A 16,877-nucleotide genomic window follows, 5' to 3' on the forward strand; every position below is an offset into this window, starting at 1 on the left:
AAAAGAAGAACGGCACGCACGTCTCCGACGAGTTTTATAGCGGGTTCGACCGAGACCCACACCAAGCTAAGAACGTCGCGGCCTAAGTAAGTTTTCGCCCAAGCGTCGCCCAGACCCTCCACACACGGCGAAACGACAGATCCACTCTAGCCCAATCAGGCTGGAACACACTTCATTGAAGGCGAGCGATATGGATGCGGAGTTCACGAGGCGCGGTTGCACTGCTCCATCGAGGTGGATTCAGTCACGATCGACTGCGACCCTCGTCTTGAGCTTTCCCCAACGTTCGGCAAATCGACGACTCGCAGTTGCAGTCCTCCTCGCAACGAGCCTCATTCCTGATTTGGCGCCGGCACAAACTCCCGATTTGCTCAAGAGAAATGACATCTCGACTGAGCTTACGGGAAGGATACATCATGAACCCACTTCGCTAGCGTCGAGCTTCAACGATAGCTCAACGATTTCTACCACTATGCTTCTGGTAAAGCGCGACAAGGCAAGCGAGGTTGCCAGGGAGAGAGCTCAAAAGAAGGTCGCCCCCTTCGCAAAGTTCGATAAACTTCGCGAGAAGGGCATGTGGCTCATTATACCCGGTCCTGCCGATACCATAGATGAAGATAAAGGGGGCGTTAGATCGGCCTTGGCAGGGGTTGGAATTGGTTATGTGGGAGGAACAGTAAATAGCCTCATAACCAATCAATTGCCAAATGCAGGCCGAACCAGGGTCGCCAATCAGCTCTATATGGGACAGAATCCGACATTTGGGACTGTGAATTTCATGATCGTGACATACGATTTGAGCCGCTTTGGAGTGCCCGATGGTCAAATCATCGTCGGTGCCGAGCAGCAATACTGGTCATGGGAACCGGGCGGACCAGACAGGCTGGGACTTAACATCATTGCCTACTACCAGACCCTTTTCGGCGGTAAGCTCGAACTCAAAATGGGTTATCTTAGAAATCAAAATGAGTTCGCGGGGACTGTGGTCGGTGGCAGTGCAGCAGCAAGCGTTTTGGGGCCCTCGTCAAACATCTTATATCAGGCAGGCATGAGCAACAATGCTGCGCCCACTCCAGCTCTTAACCTGAAGTACAATCTAGATGATCACTTCTATAATCGAGTCTCGATCCAACGTTCGCTCAGTCCGGACGGCCAGTATGCGCATATCATCGAGAACCCCACCGGCCTAAATTGGAATACGGCTAACGCGCGCATTCTTTGGCTCGATGAGACCGGCTACAAGAACAGAGCTGCTCCGGGCGAACCCGAGAGCTGGCTGCGAGCCGGCATCGGCTTCAACACCAGCAGCTTCACGAATTTAGAGCATCCAAATCGTCCGCGAGCCAACGAGAACATCCTTTATTACGTTGCTGCCGACAGGCAACTCTGGCAGTCTGACGTTCAAGGCTCGGCATCTCGTGGTGTCTATGGCGGCTTCTCTGTAATGTATGCGCCGCCCGACTTGAACAGAGTCACTCAATATTACGAGCTTCGTCTTTATGCGAAAGGGCTGTTCGATAGTCGACCCAGTGACCAGATTGCGATCGTCGCAACTAACGCGGCCTGGAGTAACTTTGCGGTAAACGGCGCCTTGGTTAAAGGACATCTTGCCCATCACGACACGACAGCGATCTCGGGTACCTACACCGCGCATCTGGCACCTGGGGTCTATGCAAGCCTGGGACTAACATACATCAACAAGCCAACAAGCGTCACACACACGCGCGAGACAAACCACGCTTTGAATTTACTGTTGTCTACGTCGATCTTTTTCTAAGCCCTGGCGGATGCCCATCTGGTTTGATATGGTTGTCGCTGCGGATCATTGAGCGCAGGTTGTCCTGCCAGCGCAGAGAAACCGAGGACACACATTCGCGATGTGTACAGCCGCACTTCCTATCGAGAAGTGCGGGAGAAGGATGATGATCGTTGTGCGTAGAACCTCCTTGATGAGCTCCCGCGCGCAACTCGGAAGCTGCCGGATCTGACAATGGCGGCACATACAGTATGGGCCGTACGAGCGACGAACTCTTTTGGGCCCTCGAAGGCCGTTCTCTCGTGCACGGATTAAGTGCACCGCGGCCAGAACGCTGCCGCCTCTTTGTACAAGCCTAGGCGACAGCGGGTTGTCGCGTTCGCGGTGCCACGTAGGCTGCGTCCAGTGCTGCAGACCAATCTCGGCGGGCATGCTCGCGTACCAGGTGCCAGATCCTTTTCATCGTTCTCGAACGAGAGTTTGATCGAGCAATTCACATCTGGGCGGGAACTCTGAGAAGAAGGATGAAGGAGATCGTCGGGCACGAGCAAAGCCGACGCTGCCCTTGCAGCGGTTATCATCAAGAACAATTTGATTGACGGCACACACTTCGTTTTGCAAATGCTCTTTGCTATTTGGACCTTTTATGCGGCAGCCAGCTCGTGTCTCCGAAGAACGTTTCCAGTGACCACTGCCGCGCCTCCCTGTCAGACAGTCGATGGTAATAAGGCTCGCGCTGTGCAGGATCGGCTCCCAGGCCGGTGGATTTGTACTCGGCATAGTAGGCTGTCCTCAGTGTGTCGGTCTTCCCCTTACTCCATTCGCGCCACCCTTCCGCGATCACAGGTGCATCCATCTTGGATGACAAGAAAATCACCGCAGCGTAGGGCCGCCAAGCGCGGCCGAGGGCGATTTCCCCTATTCCGGGATCGGCGGTCAAAGTGCAATGATCGAACACAAAGGCGCTGTCCTCGTCCGGCGCCGCTTTGCCTTGTGCGGTATACACAACCGTTTGATGGGCTATGCCATGCAACTCACATTTGCGGAAATAGGCTTTGGCATTGCCAAATATGAAATCGACATGTCCCTCAATGTAGCAGTCGGCGAAGTATTGTCGCGACAAGCGGCCGTTCAGGCCCTTATTGGCGAGCAGTGTGTCCTGTGCACCGAGGAGCCGCACGCGAGTGAGAACGTCCCTGTCTCCGGTAATGGACAGCGCGACAGCCTGCGAGGGTGGATGAGCCGGATTGAGCGAGTAATCGTTTTGAATTGTTAGATTGTCGAGCCGGAAATCGTCTCCCGACGCCTCCAACGTCGCGGAACGAAATGTTCCCCCCACATAGATCGCACCGTCGCCATAGACGACGACCGTATCATCCGGCCTCTTGCCGGTGCCTTTAATATGAACACCTGGTTTGGCGATCTTGACTTTTTCGCGATAGACGCCTGGCGCGACCAGTATATCGCCGCCTTGGGCCGACAGTGCATCTATGGCTGCCTGTAGGGAGTGATAAGCGATATCGCTGGATTGAGAGACCAATAAGGGCTGAGCGTGTATATGCGGACAATCGAAACAAGCCCCCAGAACTGCAGCGGAAAACACATATACCTTCATCATGACCGTACTTTCATTGAACCAAGTGCAGTTTGTCTTCATGGAACGCGCAGCTGACGTGTCCAGGGGCCTGCAGCAATAAACGCTAAAGCGTCATCCACCTGCTGCGCAGCAGCTTCAGTTCAATGCTGCCGAGTCTACGCGCATGTCCTGGAAGGGGAGATAACGCTCGGCACCATGTGTTCTGCTGCTCTCTACGGGCTCGGGAATGCTTTTGCACAGTTCTCCGATCCGCGGGGCAGAGGACCCTCAGCTGGACCCCGCGGCAGCGGCGGCGACACGCCGGAAGGTCCCACAGTCACATTGGCATTCTCAATGTACCAGGTCGCGGAATCGGCAAACCGTACATCGTCCAGGGTAATCTCGAGAGCATGCGATCGGTCGAGCCCGCGCATCAGCAGCATGCCCGTATCACCACGGACACGACGCAGAACGACTTGGCGGTAGAGTGGAATGCTATCACCCCGGGCTAGGGAATCGTATTTTGTGTCGAACATGATCGGCCATCGGTTCCCGCGCAGACAAACATCCTCATAGGTCACCCGCTCCACCAGACCGCCCCGGCTGACATCGCTCTTGATGCGCAGGCCCGAAGTGGTGCCGTCCAGGGTAAGGCCGCGCACCAGGATGTCGCTGACACCGGAGTTCACCTCACTGCCAATCGATAATCCATGTCCCCAGCCCAAATAATTATCGGTAATGGAGATATGACGGGTTGGACCATTGTTGCCGGCCTTGATCGCAACATTGTCGTCTCCAGTGCGGATCACGCTGTGGGCGATGGTGATGTCTTGGCTTGCGCCCGGATCAATCCCATCTGTGTTACGGGCATCGGCAGGTGCGTCGATGGTGAGGCGCCAAAAGGTGGCTCCTTGGACTTGATTCATCGCCACATGGAAGTTTGGCGAATTGCGCAACGTCAGGCCGTACAGAGTCACGTCCTGCGCATGGTCGATCTGAATCAAACGCGGCGCGTTTTGGTTGCCGCCCTCAGCCTGTGCGCGGCGTGCCAGCTGCCACCAAGATTCGGCGCTGCCGGCCATAGGCGCGCCGCCCTGGCCATCGATGGTGCCCTCGCCATAGATGCCACCGCCGCGCGTTCTGGAAAAGCTAATGAACGGCCGGCAACCGTCGCCTTTGCCAGCGATCCGACCACAATGCCCCCGACCCTTGTCATAAGCCGTTGGTTCAGCGATCGCAATTAGCGTGGCACCGCGTCCGATCCACAAAGTCACGCCTGATTTCATTTCGAGCGGACCCGACAGGAACTCGCCGCGCTGCAAGTAAACTGCCTCTCCGACCGGACAACCGTCAATGGCGTTCTGCAGGTTCGTCGTATCCTGCCTGCCAGACGGCACCGGGCGGTCACACACAGTACGAGGGGCAACAGGTTCGGCGACAATGCGGCGGTCCTGCGCTTTGGCGGCCGGACAGAGCGCCACCGAGGCAATTACGGACAACAGAATCCAATGGCGAAAGCGACGTATCATCGATTTCCTCGTGCTTGCTGCGCCTTTGACCCTGCCTTGTAGGAGATGAACATTGGCCGTATGTCAGCCGTTGCCTCTCTGACTGCGCAAGATGGCATCTTTAACCGCAGATGCCGTTGCGGACACGCAGCGCTTGGTGCACGGGCATAGAGACGAACTCCCTGCCACATGGTAGGCAGTGTATGCTTCGAAGTCATGAGCTGATTGAACGCTTCATTGTTTTATCTCCGTGTTCGATCGAAAGCCGAATCACGCCGAGATCGGTAAGGCCTTTTGACCTGTCGCTTCCGGCAGGCAATGGTCGATTGATGGCCAAGGTCTGGCAGAAGAACGCGATTGATATGGTAGTAATTGGGGTCGCCCACCAACCAAAGAGCGCCCCCCCCCAACGGAGGGACTGACATCAATGATCTAGGATTGTGCTCATCAATGTTAGCCGCGGCGGCTTGGCCCTGAAAAGCGACCGCGAAAGACCACATCCAAACACACCTCTCCTTGTCGGATGTCAGGCGTTTCGTGCCTGGCGTATCGTGCCTGGCGGCTCTTGCCCCATCTGCATGGGCGGTCACGAGGTTACTGAAGTGACCTTCATGAGGATGAGGCACCCACTACGAGGATACGATGACATCGCTGCCATGTTGCGCCACCTCCACTCGACAGATAGTAGCAAATGACAGGTGTTGCCACGCCTTGCCCGCCAAGTGCTGAGTGCAACGCCGCCAGAGTTTTCGATGAGGGCACTGTCGCGAGAGAGGAATCGATATGCAATCGGCAGTGATAGCATTTAATCCACCCGCGGATGCTACGTCGAACAGAGACCTCTTGGTTTGTAAGGGCAAGGTTTGACCAAGTCAGACAGTTAGTTATTGATCGTTGAGCTGAGCGACCGGGGTGGCGCGCCGAGAACAATCCGAGAAATCCATCCAATGTCACGCACAATCCGCCGAATTGTCGTTGCGATAACAACAATCCCGACTGCAAGCGTGCCGGCCACAGCGACTCTGATCGAGAAATCCCAAGGCTCTCCCAATGGGATCAAATCCATAAGACGAAACGCGGTGCCCTGGACCAGATAAAGTAGCAGAGTGCTCTGGCCAAGCTCTACCGCAATAAGACGGACCAATCGATTTGCCCCGCAGAAACTCCAGAACTTCAGCACTGACTCCATCACGACTGCGGACGCCGCTGCAGAGCCGAGGAGCATAAGCAACACTTGCTTAGCGGACGCTGCATCGTGAACTAAAACAAGATTGATGTAGACATAAGTCTCTTTGCTCCAGCTCAAAAAGCACGCACAACTAATTGCAACGAGTGAGAACATCAAGAGAGGTCTGTGACGTGAGATTATGCGCGCCCGCCATTCGCTCGGCTGAGCGAACAAGAATCCGAGGCAGAAGAACGGATAAGTATATCTTACCAACGGCACTATAGAAGATGTCACGGGAACGAGTGCAACCAAAATTGCTGAAATGCATATGATCCACGTCGATACGCGACCGCAGACCGCCAGGAGAAGCTTCATGGCAAGAAATGAAGCAAATGCTGCCCATATAAACCAATATGAGCCAATGAGATCGTTCACAAAGTCCGGTAGCCCTCCCGTCAGATTGTCTGAAGGCGAGGCGCCCGCGAACTTAAACGCTGCAAACTTAGCAGTCTCCATAAACATGCACCAGAATAGCGCTGGAACTAATAGTTGCATCACACGCTCACCGACGCTTCGAGCGAGCGATTTTCGCAGGAGAGCTCCCGAAGACAAGTATCCGCTTATCGCCATAAAGAGAGGCATATGAAACATGTAGATCGCCTTGAAGTACGGCGAATACCAATAGTCCCCATCTCCGTAGATGACGTACTGTATTAGATGTCCGATAATCACCAAGATGATGAGCATGCCTTTGGCGAAATCGAACCTCAGGTCTCGGCAGTCAGCTTGGGCTGGTTGCGAGCCCTGCCTAGTCGACAGTGGACAGTGATCAAGCATAAAACCTCAAGATGTGGTTGTGCGCCCGCGCGGCTCGTGGACTGTCCAGCTCGTTCGCAAGGTGATTGTGTGGTCATGGTGCGGGCGGAAATTCGCGGAGTGGTAGGCTACGTCAACGTTCTTAGTCAATACAGGACGGCATGCTTATCGATCCGGTCACTTCGGGTTCGAACCGTCTGTTTGTCAGAGGGCGTGGTCCCGAGGAGAATGAGCTATGACGCGCTGAGGCTGCGCGTCCTGAACGGTGAAATAGGGACGACACTCGCGCGGGCTCCGACGAATGCTGCGGGGGCTTCGGCTATGCCAACGTATACTATTCAAGGAACGGTCCACGTGGCATTCTTCTCTGGTCGAGAAGAGACCAGGACGGAAGAGAACGCCAAACTTATGTGGGGTACCCGTCGCAAACGATGCTCGCCGAGTGGAAACAGCCGCCTCCCATTGGTGACCCCCGTCCAAAGGTGCCAACAAGTGAATCGAAGCCGCTGATGGCGAGATCGTTCTGTCGGGAGAAGGAAGCTAACTGCCCTCAGTCATGATTGTTGACGGCTCGTCCGCTGATCTGAAGGCAATGGCGGCCGCGATCGAGTACTGCGAGCCATCGGACCCGTAGTATGTGGCCGCATGAAGCTCACCGAGCCGCTGGGGAACCGATCAAACAGGTCACACATGTGAGGGACTTCCGCAACCTACGCAAGAGTTGTTGTGAGCGGCAAACTTCGCCATTCTAATTAGGACTGCACTGCGCATTCAGAACATCTCAGACAAAGCTCGGTTAGCACATCAGGCTTTCGCAGGATCCAGCTAATGCTCATCGAGAATACTATAGTCGAAGCCCCAAGGAGTAATCTTGAACTTGACTAGCCACTTCTTTCGCTGGACCAAGCGGGAAGACGAACTGCTGCGCGAGCTCGTTGATGCAGGCGCGCCCGTGAAAACCATTTGCGAAACGCTCAACCGGTCCGAGCCAGAGCTTCGCAGGCGTGGCTACTGCATCGGCCTACCGAGAAAATGGTTTAGCAGAGCCCGCCCAAAGATGTGAAGAGCCATCAGTGGGGCTCCTGCCTGACGGAGCGCAAGCTTGACCGACGATTGTCCCGAGAAGATGAGGCTACGTGCACGCCGGAACCACTTACCGGATTAGGGGCGACAGTAACGGTGATCCCAGGTTAGCGGCGTAGGCTGACGTCCGGCGTTCACGTTCAGATCACATCATGAGAGAGAGTCGAAGGCGCCTCGCCGCAGCAGGAAGTTGGATGGCCGTATCCACCATTAAGTCGCTGCACGTTAAGATCGGCGAATGCACGCTTTCGCTTTTTAGACAGGAGGTTTTCCGACGGCTGAGATCAACCTAGATTGCCGCCGCATGACAGACGGCATGACAGTCCGCAATCTTGCATTGACGCAGCAATCTGCATCAACGTCGTATCGAGTGGAACAGATACTTCGGCTTCTTTTCAATCGCCTCGAGCTGGACGCGAGCTTCATCTAGTTGCGACGGGGACGTCCCGGCCGGCCCTATACCAGATCGTCTGTTGAGGTTCGTCCATGGTCCGGAGGCTTGGTCATGTCGCCGCTCCGGCATATCGCCTTTGCGCGTAAACCGCGCAAACTGCCGGTAGTGCTGTGCGGCGACGAGGTGTCCGCGTCCAGCAGTGGTGCCGACCTAAAGCGCCGGCACTGCACTGAGCTCCGTCTATGCCGCAGCTTATTCGTATGGGAAGCGGTCCTCTTGAGGGTTGTCGGCATGCCGAGAGGGACAAAGAGCGAGCTCGGCAGGGATCACAATGAAAGTCGCTCTTGGCGCGGCTGGCACCGTCGATGTTTCCTAATCATGCTGACTTTTCGCAGGACGCGAGCGTCATCTTTAACGCTCGCGTAGCGGCGGATCCCTATCCCTCGCGTCCTGGCATGGTCCACATTCCCATCCAGCGAGCCGTAGCTCGAAGGCGCATCTAAACTCCAAAAGCGACCTGTGGTGCTAGGCTTTCTCGCGCATCATCATCGGGGCCGAGGAAGACCTCCCGTGCTCTTGGCCTGCAGACCCCGCGCCTGGTTCAAGCCGCGGAGGCGTCCTTGGTGAGGTGGGCAAGATCATTGATGACCAGGAAGATCGAAGCGATCGAGGCGGCTGATCGCTGCCTCGACCTGGCAGCGAGCCAGTTGCAGCTTCTGGACGAGATCGTGGTGCGGGTGAAGAGAAGCGCTATCCGCTCTCGATCAGGGGCGGTCCGAATGGCTGCCGCCAAGTGGCTCTTGCCGCCGCCTGGCGGCCGAACAGGAGCAAATTGGCGCTCTTATCCAGCCAGCTGTCACTGGCGGCGAGGACGATCACCTGCACCTTAGATCGTCGGCACGGTCTCGAAGCCGAAGCTGAAGGTCTTCCCGCCTAGCAGGCCGCGTCTCGACGAGGTGGCGCTCGTTGCGCCAGCGACTGCGTTTGGCGATCTCATGCTGGGCATTGGTGGCGAGGAAGTGGGCCGGCGGCCAACCTTCCTCGTCGAAGTGCTCGGCAAATTGGGCCGCGGCACTGATGGCTGGCAGGCGGAGTTCCCTGAGAGACAGGTTGAGGGCGCGTGATCAACGGTGTTGGCTCATGCGGCACCTCGGATCTCCGCGTCACCGATGAACCATTCGTAGCTGGCAAGCGGCGCGAGCTGCACCAGGACATTCGGAAGGTAGGCGGGATCCGGAGCGAAGTGAGCGCCCAGCCGGTCGAGCTCGGCAGTCGGCCGGCGTTAAGGTCGGCCGTGAGCTGATCGGCGAGTTCGGCCTCGCGGCCGCACTTATGAGCGAGCGAGGAAATCGACTATGATCCGGCAGGCCCTCTCGTCAGGCAAGCGCTCGCGCAATCGGTCGAAGGTTCTCCGATAGGCCTCGCAGCAACGGGCTGTCCCGATAGATCAGATTGGGAAGCGCGATTGGCTCGCACCCGGAGCGCCTGATTAAGACTTAATTGGCCGCTGGCTTCATCATCACTTCGACCTCTGCGCGAAAGGCTTGGCGCGATGCATCACGCGAGTAGAACATGTGGCCGCCCGGATAGACTGCGAGCTTGACGCGCGGCGCCGCAGTAAAGGCGGGCAACTGATCAAGCACGATCTGCGAGCCGAAGTAGGGCGTCACGAGGTCGAACAGGCCGTGCCCGACCAGCAGTGTCATCTTCGCGTCCGTTGCTAGGATCTGGCGCAGCTCCGAAACCGACTCGGGATATTGACCGCGGCCGAAGTCCCAGGCCTGCCGGACCGCACTGTTCATCAGCTTATAGGAGCCGTCCGGCCGCCAGTTCAGCTTGCGCGTAAGGAGATCGACGACGGCACTGGTCAGCGGCGCGAGAAGCGTCTCGCCCGAGGGATCGTCGTATGCGGGATAGCTGGACTCGGGGTAGGCATCGAAGCCACGCACCGAGGCGTCGTATCGGCCGGTCACCTGGCCGTTGTTGCGGTCGAACTCGCGACTGAAATCGGTGATACCGAAGCGGCCCGCGACCCTGCGGCTCACCGCCTGGTCGATGCCTGTTAGCGTGGCGACCTTCTCAGCCAACCGCGCCGTCGCTTTCTTGTCTGCCCTGCCTTTGACGAGGTCGGTCAGGAACTCGCCGCGCGCGTAAGCTTCGACGTCGGCGAGGTCGACCCGCTTCACCGGCCCCTTGGCTTCGCGTGCGGTCGCTACATAGCTCGGCAGCGTTATGACATATTGAAGAAGGCTCGTGCCGTCGAACTCGCGGTAGTCAAACAATGGTGAGATCATGATCAGGCCGTTGACACCGACGCCCTGCTGCACCTGCAACTGGCGCACCACCTTTGGCCCGCGGATACCACCATAGCTTTCGCCCGCTACATACTTTGGCGACAATAGTCGGTCGTGCTTCTCGAGCCAGCGGCGGATTACGACGGCAAGCGCATTGACATCGCCGTCCACGGAAAAGAACTGCTTGCGGACATCCTCGCCGGTCGCGACGAAGCGGCTATAGCCGGTCCCGACCGGATCGATAAAGACGAGGTCGGTGAAATCGAGCCAGGTCTCCGCATTCGGCTTCACCTCCGGTGAGATCGATGGTGTGACCTCGTCAGCATTGATCGGCAGTCGCCAAGGACCAGCATTGCCGAGCTGTAACCAGGCCGACGATGAACCGGGCCCGCCGTTGAAGAAGAACGTCACCGGGCGCGTGGTGCGATCGCTCCCGTCGAGCTGATAGGAGGTGTATGCGACGTCAACCTGTGCCTCGCCCTTGTCGTCGAACAGGCGGATCGAGCCTGCGGTCGCAGTGAATGCCAGCGTCCGACCTGGCAGCTCGAGCTTTTGCCTCGTGGTGGAGTCCGGCGGAAGTCGATGCTGTTCGGCGGCTGAGGGCGTGCTAAGTGTTTGGCCTGCGCGCGCGCGGTCACCGTCCTTCTGGTCGGCCAGCGTCGTGGCGTCGGGGCGTGGCGGCGGATTGTTGGCCCAAGCGCTCCCCATCATGCCACAGGCAAACAGGGCCAGCGCAAGTGAGGTGCGGCGCAGCGCGGTCCATTCAAATTGCATTGAGTCTCTCCCATCCCGGCCGAGCTTTCGGCCGCTCAAACGTGGACCGCACGGGGCGTGTCTCCCAAAAGGTCCAACGCACTTAGCGGACAATCGAGGAGCACCAAACCTACCAAGTCGGGTAGTATTCACCTCACGGCCCAGTCGGTAACAGCGCCGGTCAGGAGATGATGCTTGCAGAAGCCACAAGCAATTGGATGACTGGGGAGCGGCAGGCGCGCGTCATTTCGAAACAAGCCGAATCTCGCGCAGACGTGTTTCAGGCATGAACTCATAGCCTCGCTGGCGCGGCCTCTGGCGCAGACCTGGAGAGCTTCACCGGAAGCAGCACGGCAAGGGGCCTGGCGAACAAACCCAACTACGCGTGCTCATGACCGAGATGCATGTGAGACCCTTGCGCTGCATACGACACAGAAGGCGCGATTCGGACGGGCTACACAGTGGTGGGCGTGCCTTCTAGCGCAGCTTGATGGGGGCGTCCAGGAAGCAGATTGGGAACCTGCCGATCCGCCGCATGACCTCGACGTGAGTTGCGCGAGGAGTTCGGTTGCCTTTACCGTGCCGCTGACGGGCACCTATTCCTGTGTCCTAAACGATTGACGTTCAACGCCTGATCGAACGGATCGTACGGGATCCGAAAACGCTCATTGTCAAAAGCGTGATGCGACCAGCACAAGATAGAGGAGGTGCACGGCAAGAATGCCAGCCTTAGGCAACTCGGCCTGGAATCATTGATCCGGGTCTATATCGTTCCGCGTCCACATCAATATAAAGGATGATCTGGCGAAACTCTAAATGATTGGAGACGAACGCGCGCCCTGAAGGAGCGCTGTGGCAGGCGGACTGCTTTGCGGCGGTCACCGGCAGTTCGCGTAGGACCGGGTTGCTGACACCACCGTGGTTCTAGGGATCACCGGCCCACGAGGTGATGAATTTTGGCGGGAACGCGGAGAAAGCCCCTGATGCCGACCTGCTAGGCGAGATGATCGGCTTCGCCGCCCATTGATGGACATGGAGGCGGCCGGCTGACCGGTGCGGCTTACGGCGAGAAGAACGCCGAGCGCCTTGCCCAGCGCAATGGTTGCTGTGACCGCAACTCGAGATGCGCGCCGTTGCGATCGAACTGCGCGTCCCCCAAGCTGTGCAAGGGACGCTACTTCCCGGGTTTCTCCCATCCCGGACGTTTGCCGGAGCCCCGGGACCTCAAACCGCGCCTTCTCGGGCCCCTTGCCGTGGGCCGGCAAGCAGGCGCGGATGCAATCGCCGCAAGATCATTGCGGACATCACTTACATGCGAATCGAGCAGCTACTTGATCTCGCATCGAACGGGGGGCTTATTCAAGAGTGCAATATACTCAAGGTCGTGCTTGTGCTAAGATTCAATTTCGGCAATTATCGACGGCAGCGTATCTAACTCTTAAGAGGGAATTCGCTCTCGGTGGCGGGCCTAATACATGGCGAAACGTCACCCCGGACAAATGTCCTGGGCCTCGGAGTACGCAACACATTCAAGCGTCGATCAACCACCAGTTTCGGTAGGTGCCTCGCAAGCTGCTTCTGAGATACAACTCAGCCCACCCCCGCGATCGCACCGTCTCGGGAGTGGGCTGGTCAGTCTTGCTATCAGGGCGGTAAGGCCGACCACCGAAATTGGCGGCGCGTGACAGCCAGCGCTTCAAGTCGTCCCTAAGCGCTCGTCGCGTCGCCGCCAATTTCAATCGCCGTGGGCCGCCTTAAGCCGCCCGCAGAACTAGCGACGTTGTTTCTGGGTGCAAGTTCACTCACAGAGAAGAAACTCAGCGGATCTAATGAATGACGCAGCCGCTTTGATCGCTCCGCCATCTGTCAACGTGCCAATGTCTTCCGAGACCGCATGAAAGTTCGTCGACAATGTCGAAAACACATGACGTGCTTTGACTGTTATGGACATGTACTGGTCCTGCTTAACGACTGTTGCGACTTACCAATTCGGTAGGTGGTCATCGCCCCGGCCGGCGAATCTGCCCGAGACATCAAGAAACAATCAACCTGTATAACGAGCTTGTCGCCTATGGGTGGATTGATATGTGATGTCCTCCTTTATCGCAGCTGAGCTCCTTCGCCATATGAATTCCCGAGACGGAGCTGCGCACCTCATTCATCAGTTGCGCCTCCGGCCGGACGTAGCGTGGAAGCACAGTTGGGGAATACCAAGGGCGAATGCTGTTTCGCAGCTTCTCGGGTCGTAGCCATCCATGTGCTGCGGCGAAGGCAGGCTGTGGCGGCGGCCCGACTGCTCTCGATTCTGAAACATGCATGGGTAGCCTTTAAGCAACGCACTGGTACCTCTCTCGCGCCGTTCAGCGTTCGTGATAGAGCTGGCAGCTGCCGGCAGCCGACAGCACGCACGCCCCTTGGAGATTGCCTCGCCGATCGCACGTTCTTGGAGGAACCAACGGCTCCGACAGAATACGTTTCACAAGCAGCTTATAGGCAACCATTCACATTATCCGGTTCACCGTTGCTGAACGTGGCGCACGTAACCGAATAATGACGGATGATTCATGTGCTCACTCGATGGCCACGTCCGCTGGGATATCGATGCCCTATCGAGTTGGGTCTCCCTGAAGCGAGGGTACGAGGTAGCCATGTCTCCTGAGGCACTCCGGAGCCAGCTGGGTTTAGGTAAGGTCAACTACCAACCCTCGTGATTGATCTAAGCGACACAGCATGTCACCTATCGAGCGATAGCCTGTCGAACAGCTCGATCAGTCATCCCAAGGAACGGCATGCAAGATCACCTCCCAGATGTCCCCGGCGACGTCTCTCATCAACCCACCCGTTCCTCTTTTGCTGAGATCCTGCGTGCTGAGCTCTACGACAGCACAAAGCTATCGTTCTTCATGGAAGCGCATGATGGTCTCTCTGCCGCGATCGCTAAAGGCGCACGCTTCAAAGGCCTCTGGGCGTCGGGCCTTTCCATTGCTTGCTCTCTGGGTTACCGCGATGCCAACGAAGCGTCATGGAGCCAACTCGTCGCCGTGGTTGAGCGCATTGTTGACTCCAGTGAATTGCCGGTGCTCGTTGACGGAGATAGCGGCTTCGGCAATTTTAACAATGCGCGCCTCGTGGCGCGTAAGCTCTGTCAGCGCGGTGCTGCCGGAGTCGCAATCCAGGACAGCTGCTTTCCGAAGATGAACTCGTTTGTTGGGGATCGGCATCCCCTCGCCGATACCGACGAGTTCTCTGGCCGGCTTCGAGCAGTGAAGGATAGAGTCGCGGACGCCTTTGTGCTCGTGGCAAGGACTGAGGCGTTCATCGCCGGGCATGGGACGGACGAAGCACTTTCGCGCGCTCACGCCTATGCCGAGGCGGGAGCCGATGCGATCATTATTCATTCACGAAGGAGCACGGCGGACGAAATCCTTTCGTTCACCCGCGCATGGCAGAACAGACTCCCGGTGGTGATCATTCCGACGAAATACTACCGAACACCGATCTCCGTATTCCACGAAGCTCGCGTCTCGGCTGTGATTTGGGCCAACCAGTCCATGCGAGCGGCAACAGCGTCAATGCGTGAAGTCTGCCATCGTATCATGGCTGAGCAAAGCACCGCGGGCATTGAGCCGGGTATCGCCACGCTCGAGGAAGTCTTCGAACTGTTCAAATATGACGAACTTGCCCGCGCGGAAGCGGAATACTGCGGTCCGACGCTGAAGCCCGCAGAGCGTATCGTCGGAACAGGATGATGTTTCTATTTCATCACGTCCTTGAATTTGATTGCGAGTTGGCAAGTCGGATCTGCCGCTTCTTGGAAGGTTGGGGGATTGATGGTCGCCTAGTCGCATGCTTGGGCTTCTTCCTTTCAACGGGTCTTGACGCGTCAGCAAGCGTGCCCTGCGGCGAAAACGCTCGTCGATGTTTCACCTTGAGCGGCGCACGGGAGAAAGGAACCAAATGGTGACCGTTGCCCCCAAGAACGCCGTTATTCTCGCCGCTGGCTGCGGCTCTCGCCTGCGTCCTCTAACGGAGCTTCGACCGAAACCGCTGGTCGAGGTCAACGGCATTTCGATCCTTCACAACGCTCTCTGCAATCTGGAGGCCGTCGGCGTAAACGAGGTAGCGATCGTCGTGGGTTACCGCAAGGACGCCATTCAATATGCGTGCGGCAGCCGATTCGGTGAAATCAAAATCAGATATGTCGAGTCAACTGTATTTGAGGGAACCGGAAGTGCCTATTCGTTGTGGCTGGCGCGTGAGGCTCTTCTCTGCGGAGATTGCTTCCTTCTCGAGGGCGACGTCTTCTTCGAAGAGGACGCGCTGCGCTACTTGGTAGGCTGCGGCGGGGCTGATGTGGCTGCGGTCGTTCCCTTCGATGATTCAATGCAGGGGTCGGCCGTTCTGCTGTCGGACAGCGGATTCATCACAGGCTTTCGATTGCATCAAAGCGCGTCAAATCTGGTTGAGCATGGTCCAACGCTTTTCAAGGCAATGAACTTGCTACGTCTTTCGGCACCGACCCTTAAGAATTCGATCGTTCCCGCGCTGGACGATATTATCGTCGCCGGAGCCAGGCAGACCTACACCGAAGAATTCTTTGGGTATCTGATAGAAAAACGAGATCTGCGGCTCTCAGCGGCGCGCTGCGATGGCCTCAGCTGGTACGAGATTGACAATGCTGAAGATCTGCAAATTGCCGAACGAATTTTCAGGGGCCGAACGAACGCCCGTATGTCGAACCTGATAAAACGCAGGTGAGAGTCCAATGCTAAAATACCTGTGGGATCCAGCGAACGCTATAACTATCGCGGGTCTACTCTTTTCCTCCACCGGCCTGTTTCTTGCGCTCTCGGAGCGCCTTGAGCTATCGGTGGCCGTGACGCTTTGGGCTGTTCTAGCCGATCACCTCGATGGTGTCGTGGCGGCACGCACGAAAGGTCGCGATCCAAATGTTGCAAAGATGGGAGCGAGCCTCGACGGGTTTGCAGATATCGTCTATGGATCCATTCTGCCTGGCGTAATTGTGATACAGGTCAGCCAAGCATCTCTTCTCGCCCTTGCGACCGCAACCACCCTACTGCTGGCTGGCGCACTAAGGCTTAGCTACTTCGCAAACTTCGGCATGTCGCGTGATGGACGATTCTTTGGCCTTCCCTTGTCATATGACATGCCGCTCCTGGCGCTCCTATTTCTCCTCAAGCCGGTTATTCCTGCTGAAACATTTTCCGACGCTGTGAACGTCGTCCTCTTGCTGCTCGCTATGGCGCATGTCGCGCCTGTTCGTGTGCCACCACACTGCGCAACAACGTATACGGCAATATGCATCTTCGCCGCCGCATCATCGCTGGCTCTAGTCAGCCGTTCCATTTGACTGGGGATGGACTCATGACCCAGCGTAGATGCCATCGTGTTGCTGTGTTCAGTACCATGCAGGTCATATGGTCACGGGGACCCTACCAACGCAGTCTATGCCAAGACCAATGTCGGGTCACTCCCCCCACGAATCCACGCTGCTCGATACTTGATCAG

Annotated in this window: 8 protein-coding genes and 2 pseudogenes; 5 read left to right on the forward strand and 5 right to left on the reverse strand. The window is 57.2% G+C overall.

Annotated features, from left to right (window positions below):
- Positions 1–472 precede the first annotated feature (472 nt).
- Positions 473–1,777 carry a carbohydrate porin gene (locus tag BCCGELA001_RS36320; protein ID WP_008558152.1) on the forward strand — a complete coding sequence of 435 codons (1,305 nt, stop codon included), beginning with the start codon at positions 473–475 and terminating at the stop codon, positions 1,775–1,777.
- A 610-nt stretch (positions 1,778–2,387) separates the two neighbouring features.
- Here the strand turns inward: BCCGELA001_RS36320 and BCCGELA001_RS29125 are convergent.
- From BCCGELA001_RS29125 to BCCGELA001_RS29145, 5 genes and pseudogenes are all read right to left on the reverse strand, one after another.
- Entirely contained in the window at positions 2,388–3,374 is a 987-nt protein-coding gene (locus tag BCCGELA001_RS29125; RefSeq protein ID WP_008558154.1) for a pectinesterase family protein, read from the reverse strand.
- A 191-nt stretch (positions 3,375–3,565) separates the two neighbouring features.
- Entirely contained in the window at positions 3,566–4,861 is a 1,296-nt protein-coding gene (locus tag BCCGELA001_RS29130; protein WP_060736893.1) for a glycoside hydrolase family 28 protein, read from the reverse strand.
- 859 nt (positions 4,862–5,720) lie between these two features.
- Positions 5,721–6,845, reverse strand: a complete 1,125-nt coding sequence (nolL, locus tag BCCGELA001_RS29135) for a nodulation factor fucose acetyltransferase NolL (RefSeq protein WP_060736894.1) — start codon at positions 6,843–6,845, stop codon at positions 5,721–5,723.
- A 2,594-nt stretch (positions 6,846–9,439) separates the two neighbouring features.
- A pseudogene (locus tag BCCGELA001_RS38985) lies at positions 9,440–9,773 on the reverse strand (IS21 family transposase); the annotation flags it as partial.
- 24 nt (positions 9,774–9,797) lie between these two features.
- A complete protein-coding gene (locus BCCGELA001_RS29145; protein WP_060736896.1) occupies positions 9,798–11,369 on the reverse strand; it encodes a S10 family peptidase in 1,572 nt (523 codons plus the stop codon).
- Between the two features lie 928 nt (positions 11,370–12,297).
- Between BCCGELA001_RS29145 and BCCGELA001_RS39505 the strand changes: the two are divergent.
- The 4 genes and pseudogenes from BCCGELA001_RS39505 to BCCGELA001_RS29160 all read left to right on the forward strand — a co-directional run.
- Positions 12,298–12,562 (forward strand): annotated as a pseudogene (locus BCCGELA001_RS39505) (transposase); the annotation flags it as partial.
- A gap of 1,689 nt (positions 12,563–14,251) precedes the next feature.
- On the forward strand, positions 14,252–15,097 hold the full coding sequence (locus BCCGELA001_RS29150; RefSeq protein WP_442855181.1) for an isocitrate lyase/phosphoenolpyruvate mutase family protein: 846 nt from the start codon (positions 14,252–14,254) through the stop codon (positions 15,095–15,097).
- A gap of 208 nt (positions 15,098–15,305) precedes the next feature.
- Complete coding sequence (locus BCCGELA001_RS29155; protein ID WP_060737914.1) at positions 15,306–16,106, forward strand: phosphocholine cytidylyltransferase family protein; 801 nt, start codon at positions 15,306–15,308, stop codon at positions 16,104–16,106.
- Positions 16,107–16,113: 7 nt separating this feature from the next.
- The gene (locus BCCGELA001_RS29160; RefSeq protein WP_008558182.1) at positions 16,114–16,719 is read left to right on the forward strand and encodes a CDP-alcohol phosphatidyltransferase family protein; all 606 of its coding nucleotides are present in this window, start codon (positions 16,114–16,116) and stop codon (positions 16,717–16,719) included.
- Positions 16,720–16,877: the final 158 nt, after the last annotated feature.

It is taken from the genome of Bradyrhizobium sp. CCGE-LA001, from assembly GCF_000296215.2.
GTDB lineage: Bacteria > Pseudomonadota > Alphaproteobacteria > Rhizobiales > Xanthobacteraceae > Bradyrhizobium.